This window comes from Pseudomonas sp. FDAARGOS_380, assembly GCF_002591235.1.
GTDB classification, from domain to species: Bacteria; Pseudomonadota; Gammaproteobacteria; order Pseudomonadales; family Pseudomonadaceae; genus Aquipseudomonas; species Aquipseudomonas salmasensis.
This window is the reverse complement of the sequence record NZ_CP023969.1, coordinates 3,420,476-3,438,905: the sequence shown is the minus strand read 5'-3', so window position 1 is coordinate 3,438,905 and position 18,430 is coordinate 3,420,476. Positions and strand designations below refer to the sequence as shown.

At 60.1% G+C, this 18,430-nt stretch carries 19 protein-coding genes; 11 read left to right on the top strand and 8 right to left on the bottom strand.

The features are described from left to right. Nucleotides 1–103: 103 nt before the first annotated feature. The 3 genes from CRN80_RS16145 to CRN80_RS16135 all read left to right on the top strand — a co-directional run bounded on the left by CRN80_RS16145 (nucleotide 104) and on the right by CRN80_RS16135 (nucleotide 2,725). The gene (locus tag CRN80_RS16145) at nucleotides 104–1,273 is read left to right on the top strand and encodes an MFS transporter (protein ID WP_032895621.1); all 1,170 of its coding nucleotides are present in this window, start codon (nucleotides 104–106) and stop codon (nucleotides 1,271–1,273) included. A 53-nt stretch (nucleotides 1,274–1,326) separates the two neighbouring features. After that, a complete protein-coding gene (locus CRN80_RS16140; RefSeq protein WP_098950565.1) occupies nucleotides 1,327–2,277 on the top strand; it encodes a hypothetical protein in 951 nt (316 codons plus the stop codon). A gap of 91 nt (nucleotides 2,278–2,368) precedes the next feature. Further along, nucleotides 2,369–2,725 carry a helix-turn-helix transcriptional regulator gene (locus tag CRN80_RS16135; RefSeq protein WP_032895618.1) on the top strand — a complete coding sequence of 119 codons (357 nt, stop codon included), beginning with the start codon at nucleotides 2,369–2,371 and terminating at the stop codon, nucleotides 2,723–2,725. A 7-nt stretch (nucleotides 2,726–2,732) separates the two neighbouring features. On the opposite strand, the gene CRN80_RS16130 is transcribed toward CRN80_RS16135, so the two are convergent. The 3 genes from CRN80_RS16130 to CRN80_RS16120 form a co-directional block, all read right to left on the bottom strand. Continuing rightward, entirely contained in the window at nucleotides 2,733–4,178 is a 1,446-nt protein-coding gene (locus CRN80_RS16130) for an amidase family protein (RefSeq protein ID WP_098952626.1), read from the bottom strand. 234 nt (nucleotides 4,179–4,412) lie between these two features. Further along, on the bottom strand, nucleotides 4,413–5,075 hold the full coding sequence (locus CRN80_RS31240) for a hypothetical protein (RefSeq protein WP_256588481.1): 663 nt from the start codon (nucleotides 5,073–5,075) through the stop codon (nucleotides 4,413–4,415). 140 nt (nucleotides 5,076–5,215) lie between these two features. Beyond that, nucleotides 5,216–6,274: an MBL fold metallo-hydrolase gene (locus tag CRN80_RS16120; RefSeq protein WP_098950563.1), complete on the bottom strand. Its 1,059-nt coding sequence runs from the start codon at nucleotides 6,272–6,274 to the stop codon at nucleotides 5,216–5,218. 122 nt (nucleotides 6,275–6,396) lie between these two features. Here CRN80_RS16120 and CRN80_RS16115 point away from each other — a divergent pair, with 122 nt between their 5' ends. From CRN80_RS16115 to CRN80_RS16105, 3 genes are all read left to right on the top strand, one after another. After that, nucleotides 6,397–7,026, top strand: coding sequence for a TetR/AcrR family transcriptional regulator (locus CRN80_RS16115; RefSeq protein ID WP_032895616.1), 630 nt, complete (start codon nucleotides 6,397–6,399; stop codon nucleotides 7,024–7,026). A 187-nt stretch (nucleotides 7,027–7,213) separates the two neighbouring features. Next, a complete protein-coding gene (locus CRN80_RS16110) occupies nucleotides 7,214–8,272 on the top strand; it encodes a diguanylate cyclase (protein ID WP_098950562.1) in 1,059 nt (352 codons plus the stop codon). A 263-nt stretch (nucleotides 8,273–8,535) separates the two neighbouring features. Beyond that, on the top strand, nucleotides 8,536–9,855 hold the full coding sequence (locus CRN80_RS16105; RefSeq protein WP_098952624.1) for a PAS domain-containing methyl-accepting chemotaxis protein: 1,320 nt from the start codon (nucleotides 8,536–8,538) through the stop codon (nucleotides 9,853–9,855). Between the two features lie 25 nt (nucleotides 9,856–9,880). On the opposite strand, the gene CRN80_RS16100 is transcribed toward CRN80_RS16105, so the two are convergent. Further along, on the bottom strand, nucleotides 9,881–10,765 hold the full coding sequence (locus CRN80_RS16100) for a LysR family transcriptional regulator (RefSeq protein WP_098950561.1): 885 nt from the start codon (nucleotides 10,763–10,765) through the stop codon (nucleotides 9,881–9,883). Between the two features lie 80 nt (nucleotides 10,766–10,845). Here CRN80_RS16100 and CRN80_RS16095 point away from each other — a divergent pair, with 80 nt between their 5' ends. Both CRN80_RS16095 and CRN80_RS16090 read left to right on the top strand, forming a co-directional pair. Continuing rightward, the gene (locus CRN80_RS16095; protein ID WP_098950560.1) at nucleotides 10,846–11,553 is read left to right on the top strand and encodes a CTP synthase; all 708 of its coding nucleotides are present in this window, start codon (nucleotides 10,846–10,848) and stop codon (nucleotides 11,551–11,553) included. Beyond that, nucleotides 11,550–11,870 (top strand): antibiotic biosynthesis monooxygenase, encoded by a 321-nt coding sequence (locus tag CRN80_RS16090; RefSeq protein ID WP_003193670.1) that lies wholly within the window; start codon nucleotides 11,550–11,552, stop codon nucleotides 11,868–11,870. The genes CRN80_RS16095 and CRN80_RS16090 overlap by 4 nt, the downstream gene beginning before the upstream one ends. A gap of 565 nt (nucleotides 11,871–12,435) precedes the next feature. Here the strand turns inward: CRN80_RS16090 and CRN80_RS16075 are convergent. Further along, nucleotides 12,436–12,759, bottom strand: coding sequence for a DUF2025 family protein (locus CRN80_RS16075; RefSeq protein ID WP_003193672.1), 324 nt, complete (start codon nucleotides 12,757–12,759; stop codon nucleotides 12,436–12,438). 232 nt (nucleotides 12,760–12,991) lie between these two features. Here CRN80_RS16075 and CRN80_RS16070 point away from each other — a divergent pair, with 232 nt between their 5' ends. From CRN80_RS16070 to CRN80_RS16060, 3 genes are all read left to right on the top strand, one after another. Continuing rightward, nucleotides 12,992–14,119 (top strand): glycerophosphodiester phosphodiesterase family protein, encoded by a 1,128-nt coding sequence (locus CRN80_RS16070; RefSeq protein ID WP_098950558.1) that lies wholly within the window; start codon nucleotides 12,992–12,994, stop codon nucleotides 14,117–14,119. Nucleotides 14,120–14,213: 94 nt separating this feature from the next. After that, nucleotides 14,214–14,528: a PepSY domain-containing protein gene (locus tag CRN80_RS16065; protein ID WP_003193676.1), complete on the top strand. Its 315-nt coding sequence runs from the start codon at nucleotides 14,214–14,216 to the stop codon at nucleotides 14,526–14,528. 145 nt (nucleotides 14,529–14,673) lie between these two features. Then, entirely contained in the window at nucleotides 14,674–15,693 is a 1,020-nt protein-coding gene (locus tag CRN80_RS16060) for a transporter (protein ID WP_003193678.1), read from the top strand. Between the two features lie 57 nt (nucleotides 15,694–15,750). On the opposite strand, the gene CRN80_RS16055 is transcribed toward CRN80_RS16060, so the two are convergent. Genes CRN80_RS16055 through CRN80_RS16045 form a run of 3 tightly spaced genes read right to left on the bottom strand, consistent with a single transcriptional unit; the run spans nucleotide 15,751 to nucleotide 18,415 of the window. After that, the gene (locus CRN80_RS16055; protein ID WP_098950557.1) at nucleotides 15,751–16,725 is read right to left on the bottom strand and encodes a biotin-dependent carboxyltransferase family protein; all 975 of its coding nucleotides are present in this window, start codon (nucleotides 16,723–16,725) and stop codon (nucleotides 15,751–15,753) included. Continuing rightward, nucleotides 16,722–17,600 (bottom strand): allophanate hydrolase subunit 1, encoded by an 879-nt coding sequence (locus CRN80_RS16050; protein ID WP_003193682.1) that lies wholly within the window; start codon nucleotides 17,598–17,600, stop codon nucleotides 16,722–16,724. The genes CRN80_RS16055 and CRN80_RS16050 overlap by 4 nt, the downstream gene beginning before the upstream one ends. Before the next feature lie 56 nt (nucleotides 17,601–17,656). Then, on the bottom strand, nucleotides 17,657–18,415 hold the full coding sequence (locus CRN80_RS16045) for a 5-oxoprolinase subunit PxpA (protein WP_098950556.1): 759 nt from the start codon (nucleotides 18,413–18,415) through the stop codon (nucleotides 17,657–17,659). Between the last annotated feature and the right edge of the window lie 15 nt (nucleotides 18,416–18,430).

Genomic DNA, 18,430 nt, shown 5'->3' with positions numbered 1-18,430 from the left:
CAGTCAGCACACTTGGTGACTGACACACCGCCTTCGCGAGCAAGCCCGCTCCCACATGGATCTCCATCTTCATCCAGAAATAACAAGGACGCTCGCCCCCACCGTGGCCACCTACTCCCTGGTAATCCGTCGCCTGATGATCTGCTCGGTGACCATCGTGGTCAGCCGCGCCATGACCAGCCCGTTGCTGGCCCTCTGGCTGAGCACACGCCTGGGCCTCAACCAGCAGGACATCGGCCTGCTGATGGGGATTGCCGTGTTCATCGCCACGCTCCTGGGGTTGTACGGCGGTTACATCATCGACCGCCTGGAAAAGCGCAAGCTGTTGATCCTGGCCATGCTCTCCAGCTCCATCGGTTTTTTGTTGCTGACCTTTGCCAGCAACCTCTACCTCACCACCCTGACCCTGGTCATCACTGAAGCCGCGTCGGCGTTGTTCCTGATCGGCTCCAAGGCGATCATCAGCGAGAACCTGCCGGTGGGTGAGCGCGCCAAAGTGTTTTCACTGCGCTACACCCTGACCAATGTGGGCTATGCGACCGGCCCGATGTTGGGCGTATTGATTGCCGGCCAACTGCCGTGGGCGCCGTTCCTGATTGCCAGTGCCATTGCCTTTGGCAGCCTGTTCCTGATGATCGGTATTGCGCCGACTCAACGGGACGACAGTCATAAACCCCAGAGTTTTCTCAGCACCCTGCGCACCTTGCGCAACGACCGCACGTTGATCCTGTTCACCAGCGGCAGCCTGTTGAGCACTATCGTGCATGGGCGCTACACCCTGTATCTGTCGCAGTTTTTGCTGGTGGCCTACACACCCGACCAGGCACTGAAAATTCTGTCGGCGGTGCTGGCCTGTAACGCGATCACCGTGATTTTGATGCAGTACCAAATCGGTCGATTCCTCAAGCGCGAGCAACTGCGCCATTGGATCGTGCTGGGTACCTTATTGTTTATTGCCGGGTTGGTCGGCTTCAGCCAGGCGAACAGTCTGCTGAGCTGGTGCCTGGCGATGTTCGTGTTCACCTTGGGCGAGATGATCATCTACCCCTCGGAATTTCTGTTTATCGACACCATTGCGCCGGATGCACTACGGGGCAGTTACTACGGTGCCCAGAACCTGGCCGCGTTTGGCGGGGCCATGAGTCCGGTGATTTGTGGCTACCTGCTGATCAACGCGGCACCCACCAGCATGTTCTTTGCCCTGGCCGCACTTACTGCCATAGGCGGCACCCTGTGTTTCTTGAGCGGGCGACGCGTGGCAGGTTCTTGCTGATATTTACCCAAGATACGGCTATTAATAGCCAAACCTCTGACGGACCCGAGCCCATGAAATTCGACACGGCCTACAGCCTGAGTCTCGACGACAAGCTGTCGATCTATGACGTGCGAGATCTGAATTTCGACGAAACCACCGGCTTCGATTCCGACAAGGATAGCTTCCTGTGCCCCAACGACGCCTGCCGCGCGGCCTTCGATAGCGCCAATGCGTTGAGCACTTTCAACGCCAAGAACGTCAACTACCAGCGCACGCCGCACTTCAAGAACAAACCCGGCACTCGGCATATCGATGGCTGCCGCTATGCCGGCAGCCATAAATCGGCGACGGGTGAAAGTGATGACGAGCGTGAGGAAAATTTCCCATCGGAGTTTGTGCTGACGCGGCGACTGTACGCGCCTAAAACACCGGTAGTCAGCACCGATGCAAGCGCCCTACAGGCACCGACGAAAGCGCCTGCAGACCGCGCTACGACATCCTCTGGCAGTAATGACACAACCCCGGACAAAACCAGCGTGTTCGCACACCCGGTGGAGTGCTACGTGTCCAACATCGATGACAAGGACAAGCTCAAGGCCATGCCCTTGAAGATCGGTGAACACACGGCGACCTACTGGGCATTCTTCAAGAAGATCGAATACCTGCAAGACAACCTGGGGTTGATTTACTGGGGCAAGATCAAGGCTATCAAGGACTACACCAGCAGCTTTCGCATCGACTTCGAGAAGAAGGTGTGGCTCGACAAAAAGCCTTATTCGGTGAACGTCTACCTGAGCAAAAAACTCATCGAAAACTACCGCAAGCGCACGGCATTCCTGGAGCAGATCAAGGCGGCGGCCAGCAGTGAACGGCCGCTGTATTGCTTTTTCTATGGGGTCACACCGCAGCTTATGCAGGTGCCCAGTAAGAAAAACCCCGAGCAAACGTTCGGGGTATTCAGCGCCAGGATCGAGAACCTGGACCACCTGATTATTCGTGAGGCGCCAGGGCTGGAATCATAAGGGGTTGCATCGCCAGTGGATGAGCGGTAGAAACAACTGTACAAAAACACAGTATAGTTGCACCTCCCCTGTCGAACCTGGAGAAAACCCCATGTCCTCTCTGGCAATGAGTTCTTTCGTAGAACAACAGATCGTCCTGCATCAATTCACCGCCAAACACTGCGCGCAGGCGCGCGTCATGCTGGGCTGGAGCCGCGAAGAGCTGGCTCGCCAGGCTGGCGTGGCGGTGCAAGCAATTGAGCAATTGGAAGGCCACGGCGACGTGGACGATGAAACCCGTTTAGTCCTGGCGTTTCGCCTGGAGGCCGAAGGGCTGGTGTTTTTCCCGGGGTTCGCACCGGGGTGGGGGATGAGTGCGCGCCGGTTTGATACCCCGGCGGCGCAACCTTCTGTGCAAGGCCTCATTTCTCAATTGATGGGTTCAACAGTGGCAACCAGCAGAGGCTGACTCAATTTCAGCCGTTGGTGGCCTCAACTGTTTTATCTGGACTGGCTGGTGTTTGCGTAAAAGGAATACCTGGGAGAAAAGCCGGTTCTCGGATGGCCTGCGAGGCTTGTTCATAACCATAGGCGACAGAGAGCAAGGTGGCTTCACTATTGCCGGAGCCATAAAAATAAAGTGCTGTCGGCATGCCTTCATCATCCATGCCTGATGGAACGGATATACCGGGGTACCCGGCCGCAGCACTGTAAAAATAGTTGTGGGACAGAAAGTTCGACACCATGGCGTCGAGCTTGTGCTCCTTCATGGGATCATCAACGGTTTTCTGAAATACAGGAAGGATCGCTTCCCACAACGCCTCGCGTTTTTGCGGGGTGGTCTCCAGGTCATTGATCATTTCCAACAGTTTCTGGTCTGGCTCACCCGCTTTGTGCGTGCGTTTGATAAAAGCGATCAGCTCAGAAAGTGATTTGACCGGCAAGCCCTCCCGCCCGGCCAGATAGTCGTCCAGTTGCTGCTTGACCTCGGAGAAAAGCGCTTCGTTATATTCTTCAAAAGCTTCATCTGACACGCTATCTTCCAGCGCCTCCACTGGCACTAGGATCGCACCCTGGGCCTTCAATACCTCCAGCGCCTGCTCATAGTGCTTGCGGTCTGCTCGCTTGGCTGGGTCCTTGGCATCCTCAGCAGACAGCTCAGGTAAAGGGGTATAGCCAATTCGCTTACCCTTCAAGGCGTCGGAACGCAGGCCTTTGGTGTAGACAGTGGTCTCGGTCATTGCATTAAGCGCCTCTGCCGCATCGCAGATATTGCGGGTGAAAGTCCCCACTGCATCCATCCGTGTGCTGGTCATGACGCCTTCGGTGCTGACCAGGCCCGTCGTGGTTTTCAGGCCAAACACACCGTTGTGGGCTGCTGGGCTGATGATCGAGCCGTTGGTTTCCAGCCCTAACGCCACCGGCACATGCCCTTGCGCTACAGCTACTGCCGAGCCAGAACTGGAGCCTGCCACCGGCCCGCCAAGTCGATGCGGGTTCAACGTCTGGCCACCTCTGGAACTCCAGCCATCGGCAGGTGATAGTGAGCGAAAGTTGGACAGCTCACTCATATTGGTTTTGCCTACAATCACCACTCCGGCTTTCAGCAAATTGTCGACGACCTTGGCATTTTTAGTGGCCGGCGCGCCCACCAAAGCCTTTGAGCCTGCGCTGGTCTGCATGCGGTCGTTGGTTTCAAAGACATCCTTCAGCGCTATCGGCACGCCATGTAAATGCCCGCGCACACGGCCATCGGCACGCTCCTTATCGCGGGCCTTCGCCTCACTGAGGGCATCCGGGTTGGTTTCCAAGAATGCATTGCCGCCCTGTAGCCCGCGATCAATATTGGCAATTTGCTTGAGCGAGTCCTTCAACAGTGACTCTGAGGTGACGCCGCCGCCTTGGCCCATCTCCACTGACATCTGGCAGGCACTCTTGAAACCTTGCACAGGGTTTGAAAGCTCCTGAAGCAGGCCTGTCGCCCATCCACCTGCCGAAACTGGTCCGATCATCAAATGCCCCTCTGTTTGACTGAGTGTGAGCGCTATCGGTCGATAACACCGCACCAGTCTAAGAGCCGGCCCCCCACCACTATTTCAGGCGAATCTTGCCACCGCGTCCTACCCTTCCCAGCCCGGTGTAGGCATCTATACCGTCTATGGCCGAAGCTGGCGGTAAGCGCGCACCAGTGCCGCCAAACCATCACCTGCCCAGCGCGCACCGTAAAACCAGATTCGGGAGCCATCCTCCAGGGTTTCACACACAAAGGGGTATCCGCTTTTTAAGGCATGATGAAAGGCGGCTTGGGGATCCTCCGACACCAGGGCATCCAGACGAAGACCTGCCACCAGCTCATCGATTTCACGACAGGCCTGCTGGCTGTCGCCACTGCGCTGCATGTCCACCGCTACCCATTGCACCCCGGCGTGACGCAGGGTGTCGAAGACCCGCTGCAAAGCCGCACTGCGCTCAACCGGCTCAACCTGATTGCCCTGTACATAGCGCTCGGCATAGCCGATCCGATACCCGGTCAACGCCCGCGTGGCGGTGAAGGTGGTGTTATTCAATACTAGCGGTACTTCGACCATTACCGGTTCGGTAGGGTCCACGCCGCTGATGGCGACAAGTGATAGCGCCGGGTCACGTACTGGCCGTATATGGGGCGCCAGGGCGTTATACCCAGGGACGAGCGTGGCGCCCGCAGCCTGTTCGGCGCCAAAGACAATAGAAGTGGGTGCTGCATGGGGTGGCGAAGCGGGCACGTCGGCGGCGTTTATTGGCGCGGGCAGCGGCTGGGCTGGGGCACAAGGCAACCCCATTCTCCAAAGCTTCTTACAGTGGCTGTCCATCGAAACGTCCTCCCGGAGATAAAATTCCCGCGGGATCATCGCACTCTCATTTGGCGTTTGTCGCAGAGCTGAAATCCGCTGAAAAACTCTTTTCCAAGCGGGTTTTCGGCTCAGCCTGCTGCGTGTTCGTTAACCGATTGAGGCTCGACTTCCAACCACCAGGCATGCCCACGCTCGGGCTGGTTCAAGCGAAATGCCTGGCCCATTGCCGGGGTAGTGATCGAGACATTGCGCTCCCAGGCCAGGGCCATGATGCGGTCGAACGGTTCGTGCCAGGCGTGGAAGGCCAAGTCGAAGGTGCCATTGTGAATCGGCAACAGCCAGCGCCCTTTCAGATCGATATGCGCCTGCAGTGTCTGCTCCGGCTGCATGTGCACATGGGGCCAATCGACATTGTAAGCGCCGGTTTCCATCAGGGTCAGGTCAAACGGCCCGTATTGCTCGCCGATGCGTTTGAAACCGTCGAAATAGCCGGTGTCGCCACTGAAAAAGATACGTCGCGTGTCGTCGATCATCACCCAGGAGCACCACAGGGTCTGGTTGCCATCAAACAGGCCGCGCCCGGAAAAGTGCTGGGCCGGTGTGCAGACAAAACGAACGCCATCGACTTCGGTGCCCTGCCACCACTCCAGTTGGCGCACTTTGCTGGCGTCTACGCCCCATTTGACCAGCGTGTCACCCACGCCTAGGGGCGCCAGGAAGTAGCGGGTCTTTTCGGCCAATTGGACCACTGCTTTGCGGTCGAGATGATCGTAATGATTGTGGGAAAGGATCACCGCTTCCAGCGCTGGCAGCTCTTCAAGGCTGATCGGCGGCTGATGAAAACGCTTGGGGCCGGCCCAACTGAAGGGCGAGGCGCGCTCGGCAAACACCGGGTCGGTGACCCAGAATTTACCGCGCATTTTCAGCAACACCGTTGAATGGCCCAGGCGATACACGCTGTGATCAGGGGCGGCCAATAACTGCTCGCGAGTCAGTGGCTGTACCGGAATCTGCCCCACCGGCCGAGTGGTGCGCGGTTTGTTGAACAGCATGTTCCAGAAAATACGCAGGGTCTTGCCCAAGCCACCGTGCTGCACCGGGGCGTCGTTGCTGAAGTGCCCCAGGCCCTGCTCGGCAGGTTTGGGCGCCGAGGGCGCAGGGTCGAGACGGGTTGAAATAGTGGCCATGACGAAGTGACTCCTGCGGTCCGCTCAAGTATTACACTGCACAGTGTAGTTTCTAGATTGCAACAAAATCCGGAGCAAGTAAACTGCCCGGTGTAATTTCATTGTTGAGTCGAATGCCTTCCATGACTGCCCCCAAACGCCTCACCGAGCGTAAACGCGAAGCCATCGTGGCGGCGGCGATTGCCGAATTTCGCGAGAACGGCTTCGAGGTCACCAGCATGGACAAAATCGCCGCCACTGCGGGCGTTTCCAAGCGCACGGTGTACAACCATTTCCCCAGCAAGGAAGAACTGTTCGCCGAGATCCTCCACCAGTTGTGGGCCAGCAGTGTTGCCCAACTGGACGTGATCTACACCAGCGACCGCCCGCTGCGCGACCAACTGCGCACGTTGCTGGAAGCGAAAATGCAGATGATGTCGGACGCCAACTTCCTCGACCTGGCACGCGTGGCCATTGCTGCCACCATCCATTCGCCGGAGCGTGCGCAAGACATGGTCAACCGCCTCAGCGCACGGGAAGAAGGCTTTACCCAATGGGTACGCGCCGCCCAGGAAGACGGCCGCCTCACCTGCACCGACCCGGCGTTCGCTGCCCATCAGATCCAAAGCCTGCTCAAGGCCTTTGCATTTTGGCCGCAAATCACCCTCGGCCAGCCCACCCTCGACCTTGTCGCACAGGCCCACGTCATCGAATCAGCCATCGACCTGTTCCTCGCCGGTTACGAAGCCAGCACGCAACGCCCGCCCCAGTAAGCCCTGTTGCAGGCGCGACATTTAAGGTCGTTTCTGGCGTATTTACCCGCTGTTTTGCGCAAATGGCCTGGAAGGACACTGATTATTCCCACGGGAATAATCGACAATTCACCGTTCTTATCCGACCACCGGCTCTGCCCGTTGACGCGTGCTGTTGCACCCGCAAAAAAAGTTGACCCAGGACACTATGGAAAACAGACGAGGCAAAGGGCTTTCATTTGCCAGGCGAATCTACACGCCAAGGATTATCGGCCTGGGTATCGGCAGCATCAGTGTGATCGGGGCTTTGTATCCCTTGTCGATGCCCGGTTGGGTCTGGGCGTTGCTGCTGTTCAACGGCATTGCCTGGCCGCACGTGGCGTACCTGGTTTCCACCCACTCGCCGTTTCCCTACCAGGCCGAACAACGCAACGTGATGTATGACTCGGTGCTGGGCGGTTTCTGGGCCGCTGCCGCCCAGTTTTCACCACTGACAGCGGTAACCATTCTGTCGATGATGGCCATGAACAACGTCGCAGCCGGGGGCAAACGCCTGTTCCTGCGCGGGTTTCTGGCACAGGCGGCCGGTATCGCGGTGGCCTGGGGCCTGTTCGGCGTCAAGTTCGACCCCAGCGTCAACCTCACCGAGGTCTACACCTGCCTGCCGATGCTGACGCTCTACCCGATGGCCATCGGCATGGTCTGTTACCAGTTGGCGATCAAACTGTCGGAACACAAACGCGCCCTCAGCGCCCTGAGCCGCGTCGACAGCCTTACCGGCCTGCTCAACCATGGTTCGTGGAAAGACCTGCTCAACCTCAAGTTTCACAAGTGCCAGCAGCAACAAGGCCAAGCGACCATTGCCTTGATCGATATCGACCACTTCAAGCACATCAATGATGTGCATGGCCACACCGTCGGTGACGCGGTACTGCGCCAGTTGAGCCAGGCGCTGCGCGAACACTTGCGCGAAGAAGACCTGGCCGGCCGCTACGGCGGCGATGAGTTCTGTGTGATTCTGCCGAAAATGCCCCTGCACGCCGCTGCGCAGGTGATGGAACATCTACGCGAAACCTTCAGCGGCTATCGTCATGCGCAGATCCCCGACCTGCGCGTCAGCCTGAGCATTGGCCTGGCGGATTTCCACCCGTCGTTCAAGGACGCGGTCATGTGGCTCGATGCGGCGGATCGCGCGTTGTACACCGCCAAAAACAGCGGCCGCAACCGCGTCAAGGTCAGCGAATGCACGCCCGCTCATTCAGCCTGAGTTGTCTGATGACACCTCGTCCGAATCTTGCTCCGCCCACCTGCTGCAATAGCATAATGCCGCCATTGGTCGCCTGGTCAAAATAGTCCTGCCTGATGGGCGAACTTCCAGGCCGATTGATCACTCTGAGACCGTTGTTCCACCCCCCTCTGTCAGCATCAGGAAGCTGGCAATGAGCAAGTCAACCGTAAGGCCAAGGGCCCTACGGGGTCAGGCGCAAATACATGGACCCCGCATACGCTTGCATGCCCGAGCCCTCCACCATGCTATTTCACGCTCATAAGAAAACCATCAGTACCCTGCAACACAGCCTTGCCCAACAGACCAGCCTGCTGGACGCCATTGAGCGCTCCATGGCCGTGATCGAATTCGACCTGCAAGGCACCGTGCTGCGCGCCAATGACAACTTCTTCAAGACCATGGGTTACCGCGCCGAACAGATCCTGGGCCAGCCCCACCGGATGTTCTGTACCCCGGCGTTCGCCCGCAGCGCGGATTACAACCAGCTGTGGACACACCTGCGCAACGGCCAATTCCAGTCGGGCACCTTTGAACGAGTAGGCGCCAACGGTGCCTCGGTGTGGCTGGAAGCCAGCTATAACCCGGTACGGGATGAAGCGGGGAACGTGATCAAAGTGGTGAAATACGCCATGGACGTCACCCCACGCCTGCAGGCCGAAAGCGAAGCCAACGCCAAGCTCGAAGCCATCGACCGCGCCATGGCGATGATCGAGTTCAACCTCGACGGCACCATCATCACCGCCAACGGCAATTTCCTGCAGCGCATGGGCTACAGCCTGGCGCAGATCCAGGGCAAGCATCATCGCCTGTTTTGCACACCCGAGCTGGCCAACAGTGCGGCCTACAGCGAGTTCTGGAAGCGCTTGAACCAGGGCGAGCTGTTCAATGGCCAGTTCGAGCGGGTGGACAAACACGGCCAGGTGGTGTGGCTGGAAGCCAACTATAATCCGGTGTACGACGCCAGCGGGCGCCTGTGCAAAGTAGTGAAGTTCGCCTCGGACGTCACCGCCCGCGTGCTACAGCATGCCGCCGACGCACAAAGCGCCGCACAGGCTTATCACCTGTCGTTGAACACCCAGGAGATGGCGGAAAAAGGCGCCGAGGTGATTCAGAAAACCGCCACTGGCATGCGCGAAATTGCCGTGGATATCGACACCTCTTCGCAACTGATCGCCAAGCTGGGCGAGCGCTCGCAACAGATCACCGCCATCGTCAACACCATTCGCGGCATTGCCGACCAGACCAACCTGCTGGCCCTCAACGCAGCTATTGAAGCGGCCCGCGCCGGCGAGCAGGGCCGTGGCTTTGCCGTGGTGGCTGATGAAGTGCGGCAACTGGCGGCGCGCACCAGCGGCTCCACCGCCGAAATCTCCGGCATGATCGCCATGATCCAGGACGAAACCCGCCAAGCCATCGACAGCATGGACGCCACCCGCGACCGCGCCGCCCAAGGTGTGGAACTGGCCAACCAGGCCGGCACGGTGATCCTGCAAATTCGCGAAGGCACCGGCGAGGCGGTACAGGCAGTGAGCGCGTTTGCAAACGAGCGAGGTAATCGCTGACCCATTGGCGCTGGCTGTCTGGAGGCTAACTTCGCAGCCAGCGCACATGCCGCCCCAGCTCATCAAACAGCGTCACCACCGAGCGCAACGCCCGGCAATCAGGCCGCGTCAACAACCACAGCGCCGTATCGTGCCCTGCCAGCGCAGGGCCCAGCGGTTGCAGGCCATCGCCCATGAGAAAATCCGGCAGTGCCGCCACGCCCAATCCAGCCCTTACCAATTCGGTCACCGACTGCATGCTGTTGCACCGATAACGGGGACGCACGCCCGGCAAATGTTCACGACGCCAGATGACGGTGGGGTGATCGGGTAAAAAGTCATCTGGCGCGATCCAGGCCAGGTCGGCCCACTCGTGGCCTGCATGCTGGCGCGCATAGTCGGCACTGGCACACACCTGATAGGTCACCGGCCCCAGGCAGCGTCCGACAAGATGCGCTGGCGGCGCCTTCGTCAGGCGCAGGGCGATATCCGCATCACGGCGGCTGAGGTTGGCGAAGTCATTGGAGGTGCTCAGTTCCAGGGTCAACGCCGGGTAGGCCGGCATGAACTGCGCGAGGGCCGGCAACAGCAAGCCTTGCAACACCGAGTCGGTGCAGGTCAGGCGCACGGTGCCGCTGATCACTTCACCGCCCTGCTCCACGCCAATACGCGCCGCCTCCAGCGCCTGCTCGGCACGCTCGGCTTGTTGTGCCAGGTTGCTCGCCAGGCCGGTGGGCAAATAACCGGCACGGCTTTTTTCAAACAGGGTCTGGCCCAGCGCCGCCTCCAGCCGCCGCACCGCACGGAACACCGTGGACACATCCACGCGCAGCAGCGCAGCCGCCCGCGCCAGGGTACCGCCGCGCACCAGGGCCAGAATCAATGACAGGTCGGCGTAGTCGATTTGATAGTGCGTGGCTGCATTGAACATATGGGCAAACGCCAATACTGATTGCGTAAACGCCAATCTATAGTGGGTATCAACCCACCACAAGCCATGGGACGTACACGATGCCAACCCCCGCGCTGCACCTTGCCCTGATCGGTGACCACAACCCCGATGTGACCGCCCACCAGGCCATTCCCGTGGCCCTGCAACAGGCCGCCGACGCTCTGGGCCTGAGCGTCCAGGCGCAATGGCTGGCCACCGACACCCTCACCTGCACTTCTGCCCTGCACGACTTTGACGGCTTCTGGTGCGTGCCCGGCAGCCCCTATCGCGATGTCGACGGCGCCCTGCGGGCGATCCGTTTTGCCCGCGAACAAGGTCGTCCTTTCCTCGGCACCTGCGGCGGTTTTCAACATGCCGTGCTGGAATATGCCCGCAACGTGCTCGGTTGGGCCGATGCCCAACATGGCGAATTAATGCCGGATGCTGAACGCGCCGTCATCACGCCGCTGGCCTGCTCTATGGTGGAAGTGAACGACACCGTGCGCCTGGCCCCGTACACGCGCATCGCCCAGGCCTACGGCAGCCTGGATATCCACGAAGGATACCGCTGCCGCTACGGCATCAACCCCACCTTCGCCGACGCCCTGCTGCAAGCCAACCTGATCCCCACCGGCCACGATTCGGCGGGCGACCTGCGCGCGGTGGAACTGCTCGACCACCCGTTCTTCGTCGCCACCCTGTTCCAGCCCGAACGCGCCGCGCTCAAAGGCATCACGCCGCCGCTGGCGATTGCGCTGCTCAAGGCCTGCCAGGAGGTATCGGTATGATCGCCAAGACACCCGCCCCACCTTATTACGCGGTGATTTTCAGCTCGCTGCGCACCGACGCCGACCTGGGTTATGGCGAGGCCGCCACACGCATGCTGGAACTGGCCAGGCAACAACCGGGGTTTCTGGGGGTGGAATCGGCGCGGGAGGATGGGCTGGGGATCACTGTGTCCTACTGGACCAGCGAGGCGGCGATCCTGGCCTGGAAACAGCAGGCCGAGCATCGGCAGGTGCGCGAGCAAGGGCGGGCCACTTGGTATGCGGCGTTTCACACGCGGGTGTGCAAGGTAGAGCGGGCCTACACCTTCCCCACTTGAAATATTGCCCCTTGTAGGAGCTGGCTTGCCTGCGATGGCCATAGGTATCTACACAACTTTGTGGGCTGAAGCAGCAGACGGTAACCACGATGCGAAGCGAGCCGCTCTTGATCCTGCTCTTGATCTGCTTGTGATCTTGATCTCAGGCGCCCCGTTAAACCACGCTGGCCGAACGCAGGCTTGAATTCGTGGGTAACCCGGCAGGACGTCGGGTTAGCCGCCCCGCGCCATGGATGGCGCGTGGCGGCGGCCCACGGATTCAAGCCTGCGTTCGGGCACACCGAGCCTAAGCGAGGTGCCAAGTGGTGGGGCAAGAGCGCTTTGCTTACTTTCGCGCTTTTCGAAAGTGAGCCGCCGTCAGGGCGGAACCCTAAGTGGCCGTTACCGAAGGAATGGATATGTACACAGTCCAACTGTGTTGACTGTCAGGCCGCCTTCGCGAGTAAGCCCGCTCCCACAGTTTTGACCGCGGGGTGTCAGGTAGATAAGTGTCGGCTGGCAGGCCGCCATCGCAGGCAAGCCAGCTCCCACCTTTGCTCGTCATCGTTTGCAAAATGACGGACGACTAACTCACCAAACTACGCAACGCGCTGATCTGCGGGATCTCTACCCGGTGCATATACACGCGTAGCGGCTCGGTGATGTTGATGCGCTCGTCGATATTCTGGTCGAGCAACAACTGCAGGCGCGCTCGGCACAGGGTCATGGTGTGGTCGGCGGCCGGCAGCCAGACGAACTCGGCTGTGGGGATGATGCCGTCATCGGCCACGTCCATGCCGAATGAGTCTTCGCTGAAACGCACGATGTACTGGCCGGTCTTGCGGTTGAGGCCGACAAAACCCTGGAGTTGGTCGGCGGCCTGGCAGATAAGCTCGGAAGTGATGCGCATGGTAAACCTCACTGAAAAGTCCCACAGGGACTGGAAAGATGGTTTACACGCGTGGCAGAAATTACCGCCCTCTGACGGGGCAGCTACCCGTAAGAATACTGCAACGCCCTGCAAAAAAGTCCACAAAATTGGCCGGTGCGCACGTTAATGTCGGTTTGGTGATAGCGCCGTTCGCAATCAATTGTTAAAAAGGACACCTTCTCAAAGTTACCTCCACGAAAGGACTTCGCATATGCCTGTCACGTTTTCCAAAAGCGCCTTGCTGCTGGCGTTGATGCTCGGCCTTGGCCAGGCACAGGCTGCCGAGCCGGTCAGCCCGGCCGAATTGGCGACAAACGAAGGCATCCCCTACCCTGCCGTGATCGCTCACCGTGGCGCTTCCTATGACGCGCCTGAATCCACCGCCGCGGCCTACAAGGTTGCACGCGACCTGGGCGCCGACTACCTGGAACTGGACCTGCAACGTAGCAAGGACGGCGTGTTGTTCGCCCTGCACGACAACAACCTGCAGCGCACCACCGACGTCGCCACCAAGTTTCCCGAGCGCAAAGACGCACCCGCCAACGAGTTCACCTGGAAAGAGCTGCAAACCCTCGACGCCGGCAGTTGGTTCAACGCCGCCTACCCGGACCGCGCGCGCGCTGGTTTCGTTGGCCTGAAGATCCTGAGCCTGGACGACATCATCAAGATCGCCGAAGGCAACCCCTCGCACAAACCCGGCCTGTACATCGAGACCAAGGAGCCCAAGCAGTTCCCCGGTATCGAAGCCGACCTGAAAAACAAGCTGCTCGACAAAGGCTGGCTGAGCTCCGCCGGCTCCAAACTGGGCAAGAGCAACACCGGTGTCGGCCAAGGCAAGGGCCGCGTGGTGCTGCAAACCTTCGAAACCGCCAGCCTCAAAGAGCTGCAGAAGGAAATGCCCAATACCCCGAAAATCCTGCTGTTGTGGGTGGGTGAAGGCAGTATCGAGCCCAAATCCAAAGTGACCTTCGCCGAGTCTGGCGAACCCACCAAGGCCGCCTACTACGCCAAGCAAGAGCCTAAAGACGCTGCCGAATTCGAAAAGTGGGTTGATGAAGCCAAAAGCCTCGGCGCCATCGGCACCGGCCCGTCGGCTGAGCTGACCGACCACGGCGACCAGAGCTACACCGACCTGGTGAAGCCTGAAATGAACAAGCTGACCCACGACAAGGGCCTGCTCGTGCATGTGTATACGGTGGATGAGCCGGTGGACTTCGAGAAAGTGATGAAGGCCGGCGTCGATGGCATTTTCACCAACCGCGCCGCTGAGCTGCTGAAGTTCTACAAGCGCTGGCCGTCGTCCAGCGTGCAGGATCTGCTCAGCGACCATAAGTACTAAAAGCGTTGGTGTCAGTGAGCCATTAAGGATGAGTTAAGTTGCGCCGGTTAATCTGGCGCCACTTAAACAGCTCAACCTAAGAAGGACACACACCATGAAAACTTTGACTGCCCTGTTCGCTGCCACCGCCCTGACCCTGACTGCCGGCCTGGCACAGGCGGATGTTCGTCCGGATCATATCGAGGGCCTGCTCAAGTCCGGCGCCGTGATGCCTTTCGACAAACTCAACGCAGCAGCCGTGGCAACTCACCCTGGTGCTTCGATCACTGACACTGAGCTGGACACCAAACACGGTGTCGCCAACCAGTACGTCTACGAAGTGGACCTGACCGATACCACCGGCAAGCGCTTTGAAGTGAAGCTCGACGCCAAGACCGGTGCCGTGCTGGAAAACAAGCAAGACACCTGAGTTGAACCTTGAAAAAACGCGCCACCTTCGGGTGGCGTGTTTTTTTATGCGCGCCTCAAACCGTCACATAACCGTCATACCGCCTTGCAATGATTCGCCTAGGAACCTGTGAAACGTCCTACAGGCCCTTTCTCTGCGAGTCGCCATGAACCACAGCATCGACCATGCCCACCAGGATTCCGATCTGTTTGGCCTGCTTTACGGTTTTCGTTTTCGCCCCGGCGAGAAAGGCCAGCAAATTGATTCCGCCACCGCCCTCGCCGCCTTGCAGCAACCCCCAGACCCGGAAGAATTCCTGTGGCTGCACCTGAACCTGGCCCACGCCGCCTGCGAGCGCTGGATGCAGGCGCATTTGTCGCTGCCGGAAGAGTTTTTTGAAGCCCTGCACGAGGGGTCGCGCTCCACGCGCATCGAGCATGTGGACTCGGCCTTGCTGGCGGTGGTCAACGACGTGGTGTTCAACTTCAGCAGCATGGTGTCGTCGGATATTTCCACGCTGTGGGTGTGCGCCCGCAGCCGCTTGCTGGTGAGTGCGCGCCTGCAGCCGTTGCACTCGGTGGATAAATTGCGCTCGTCGGTGAAGGCCGGTGAACACTTTCGCTCGCCGTTGGAACTGCTGGTGCACCTGCTGCGCGACCAGGGCGAAGTGCTGACGCAGATCGTGCGCAAGACCAGTATCAGCGTTGACCATATCGAGGATCAGCTGTTGTCTTCGCGCCTGTCCACCAACCGTGCTGAACTGGGTGCGGCCCGCCGCGTGCTGGTGCGCCTGCAACGCCTGCTGGCGCTGGAACCGGGCTCGCTGCTGCGCCTGCTCAATCGCCCGCCGCAATGGCTGCAAAAGGAAGACGTGAAGGAGTTACGCAAATCCACCGAGGAGTTTGCGCTGATCATCAACGACCTGACCGCCCTGGGCGAGCGCATCAAGCTGTTGCAGGAAGAGATCGCCGCCAACCTCAATGAGCAGAGCAACCGCACGCTGTTTACCCTCACGGTGGTGACGGTACTGGCGCTGCCGATCAACATCATTGCCGGCTTTTTTGGCATGAATGTGGGTGGGGTGCCCCTGTCTCAAGACCCGGAAGGCTTCTGGATATTGGTGGCACTGGTTGCCACCTTCACCTTGATCGCCGGGCGCTGGGCCTTTCGCAAATTCTCAAATTGAAATAAGCCCCAACTGTGGGAGCTGGCTTGCCTGCTCCCACAGGGGTTATGCGTATGTTCAGTGATTGAAGAGTCCAGCCATCGCTTTGAGCCGCTTCTTGTATACCCGCCGCGCCTCCAAGGCCTCCTCCAGGCTTACCGCCACAAACCCCGCTCGCTGGTTGGGCTGCATTTGCCCAATCAAGTCCAGGTCGGCGCTGATCACCGTGCCAATCATCGCGTAGCCACCGCCCGACACCGCATCGCGGTGCAGCACAATCGGCTCCAGCCCCGCCGGTACTTGAATCGAGCCAATCGGGTAGCAACTGTCGACGATGTTGGAAGGATCGGAGCCCGCGCCAAACGGCTGTTCCCGTGGCTGGAAGCTCAACGCGCTGCCGCCCTTGAAGCGATAGCCGATGCGATCGGCCTCGGAGCCCACCGTCCACGGTTCGGCAAAAAAACTGCTTTTGGCCTCGTCAGTCAAGCGCTCGTAATACAGCCCCGGCACCACCCGCAAGGTCACATCGCCGCCGACCGAACGCCGCAACGCCATCGGCAAGCTATTGCCCGCACGCCCGGTACCGCTGGCGGTACCGATCGACAATTGATCGCCCTCCTGCAAGCGCCGGCCATTAAACCCGCCGAGGGCGCCGAGGGTGTAGGTGGAGCGGCTGCCGAGCACCAACGGCACGTCGATACCGCCGGCGACGGCAAGATAAGTGCGTGCGCCGGCCTTGGGAAATTCGAACCGCAGCACCTGCCCGGCGCGCACGGCAAAGGCGGTGTCCTGGTGCACCACTTCGCCGTCCAGGCGCGGCGACATCAGGGCGCCGCTCAAGGCCACCAGCGCGTCCTGTTGGAACTCCAGTTCCGGCCCGATCAGCGTGCATTCCAAGCCCGCCGCGCCCACGGGGTTGCCCACTAGGTGGTTGGCTGCACTCAACGCGTATTGGTCCAGCGCCCCCGACGGTGGGATGCCCAAGTGGTAATAACCTTCACGGCCAAGGTCCTGCACGGAGGTGGCGAGGCCAGGTTTGAGGACCTTGATCATGCCAGCGCCTCCTGCAGGGTTTTCGGATAGCCGATGGGGTCGGCGAGAAAGGCATCCAGGGAAAATTCCACCGGGCGAATGCGCAAGTCGAAACGCCCGGCGTCCACCTCGGCGACGGCCCGGTCATAAGCCTCGCGGTCTATCGGCTTGAACTGCACGATATCGCCGGGGCGAAAGAACACCATGTGCGCCTTGAGGTACGCCAACTGCTGCGCCGGGTCGTAGATCGGTGCCGGGGTGACGCCGAACATCTGGTAACCGCCCGCCCCTCGCACTGAGTAGATACAGCCAAAGCAGCCGCCATGGCCCAGGGTCAGTTTCGGTGTGTCGGTGCGTGGTCGCAGGTACTTGGGCACCTGCAATTGCCGCTCGCGTTCGACCATCTGGAACATGAACGGCAAGCCCGCGACAAACCCCACCATCGACACAAACCACGGCGCGCCACTGTGGGCGGCAATGAACGCGTTTACGTCGGCCAGGCCATTGATGCGTGCGGCGTATTCCAGGTCGGTGCCGCTGGGGTCTTGGTGGCGGTCACGAAAGCGCATCAGGGTTTCGTGAGTCCAGGGGTCGTTATAGAGCACCGGGATTTCGATGATGCGCGTGCGCAAGGTGCGTTCGGCCACGGCCTGGGCTTCGGCGCTTTGCACGGCGTCGAGCAGCGCGTGAGGGGCGATGCGGTCGGGGTCGAAGCGAATCTGGAACGATGCATTGGCCAGGCAGACATCCAGTACGCCTTCCAGCGCCAGGCGCTCCACGGCGCGGGTCACCGCCATGCCCTTGAAAAAAGCCTCCAGGGACATGCTGTCGCTGACCTCGGCAAACAGGTGTTCATCACCGCCGAAGCTATAGCGGATGGGGGACGTTTCAGCCATGTCTGTTCCTCTTGGAATCATTGTAGAAAGGCAGGCAAAAAAGTAAGGGGTGGATCTTATTGGGGTGTTCTGACGTCGATACCCGCCTGGTCCAGGGCTGCACGGGTGGCCTCCACCAGGTCCAGGGCGCCAGGGGTGTCGCTGTGCAGGCAGATGGAATCGAATTCGATGGCCAGGTCTTCGCCTTCGACGGTACGCACCAGGCCGGTCTGGCAGGCGCGCAAGACCCGCGCGGCAACCGTGGCGGGGTCCAGGGCCCGCACATTGCGGGTAAACACGATGGAGCCGCTCAGGTCGTATTCACGGTCGGCATAGAACTCGCGCACCACCGGCTGCCCCAGTTCCTTGGCAATGCGCCAGATCACCGAGTTGGGCATGCAGTACAGCAACAGCGTGGGCTCGATGATCTGCAGGTTTTGCACCAACAGCCGCGCAGCTTCTTCATCGCGGGCCAGGTGCATGTACAGCGCGCCGTGAGGCTTGATGTGTTGCAGGCTCATGCCTTGGGCACGGGCTATTTCGCGCAGGGCTCCGAGCTGGTAGAGCATGTCGTCCACCAGCTCCTGGGCCGGTGCGTTGATATGCCGGCGACCGAAACCCACCAGGTCACGAAAGCCTGGGTGCGCGCCAATCGCCACCCCCAGTTGCTTGGCGCGCTCGACGGTGCGGCGCATGGTGCCGGGGTCGCCGGCGTGAAAGCCGGTGGCGATATTGGCCGAGCTGATGTAGGCCATCAGCTCTGCGTCGACGCCGTCGCCGATGGTCCAGGGGCCAAAGCCTTCGCCCATGTCTGAATTGAAATCCACTGCCTGCATCGAGGTCGCTCCGCC

Coding starts and splice junctions, on each gene's coding strand:
- CRN80_RS16090 (WP_003193670.1), top strand. CDS start 11,550: ATGATCGCCAAGACACCCGCCCCACCTTATTACGCGGTGATTTTCAGC.
- CRN80_RS16140 (WP_098950565.1), top strand. CDS start 1,327: ATGAAATTCGACACGGCCTACAGCCTGAGTCTCGACGACAAGCTGTCG.
- CRN80_RS16100 (WP_098950561.1), bottom strand. CDS start 10,765: ATGTTCAATGCAGCCACGCACTATCAAATCGACTACGCCGACCTGTCA.
- CRN80_RS31240 (WP_256588481.1), bottom strand. CDS start 5,075: ATGGGGTTGCCTTGTGCCCCAGCCCAGCCGCTGCCCGCGCCAATAAAC.
- CRN80_RS16110 (WP_098950562.1), top strand. CDS start 7,214: ATGGAAAACAGACGAGGCAAAGGGCTTTCATTTGCCAGGCGAATCTAC.
- CRN80_RS16055 (WP_098950557.1), bottom strand. CDS start 16,725: ATGATCAAGGTCCTCAAACCTGGCCTCGCCACCTCCGTGCAGGACCTT.
- CRN80_RS16070 (WP_098950558.1), top strand. CDS start 12,992: ATGCCTGTCACGTTTTCCAAAAGCGCCTTGCTGCTGGCGTTGATGCTC.
- CRN80_RS16060 (WP_003193678.1), top strand. CDS start 14,674: ATGAACCACAGCATCGACCATGCCCACCAGGATTCCGATCTGTTTGGC.
- CRN80_RS16115 (WP_032895616.1), top strand. CDS start 6,397: ATGACTGCCCCCAAACGCCTCACCGAGCGTAAACGCGAAGCCATCGTG.
- CRN80_RS16050 (WP_003193682.1), bottom strand. CDS start 17,600: ATGGCTGAAACGTCCCCCATCCGCTATAGCTTCGGCGGTGATGAACAC.
- CRN80_RS16065 (WP_003193676.1), top strand. CDS start 14,214: ATGAAAACTTTGACTGCCCTGTTCGCTGCCACCGCCCTGACCCTGACT.
- CRN80_RS16045 (WP_098950556.1), bottom strand. CDS start 18,415: ATGCAGGCAGTGGATTTCAATTCAGACATGGGCGAAGGCTTTGGCCCC.
- CRN80_RS16130 (WP_098952626.1), bottom strand. CDS start 4,178: ATGTCAGTGGAGATGGGCCAAGGCGGCGGCGTCACCTCAGAGTCACTG.
- CRN80_RS16135 (WP_032895618.1), top strand. CDS start 2,369: ATGTCCTCTCTGGCAATGAGTTCTTTCGTAGAACAACAGATCGTCCTG.
- CRN80_RS16120 (WP_098950563.1), bottom strand. CDS start 6,274: ATGGCCACTATTTCAACCCGTCTCGACCCTGCGCCCTCGGCGCCCAAA.
- CRN80_RS16075 (WP_003193672.1), bottom strand. CDS start 12,759: ATGCGCATCACTTCCGAGCTTATCTGCCAGGCCGCCGACCAACTCCAG.
- CRN80_RS16095 (WP_098950560.1), top strand. CDS start 10,846: ATGCCAACCCCCGCGCTGCACCTTGCCCTGATCGGTGACCACAACCCC.
- CRN80_RS16105 (WP_098952624.1), top strand. CDS start 8,536: ATGCTATTTCACGCTCATAAGAAAACCATCAGTACCCTGCAACACAGC.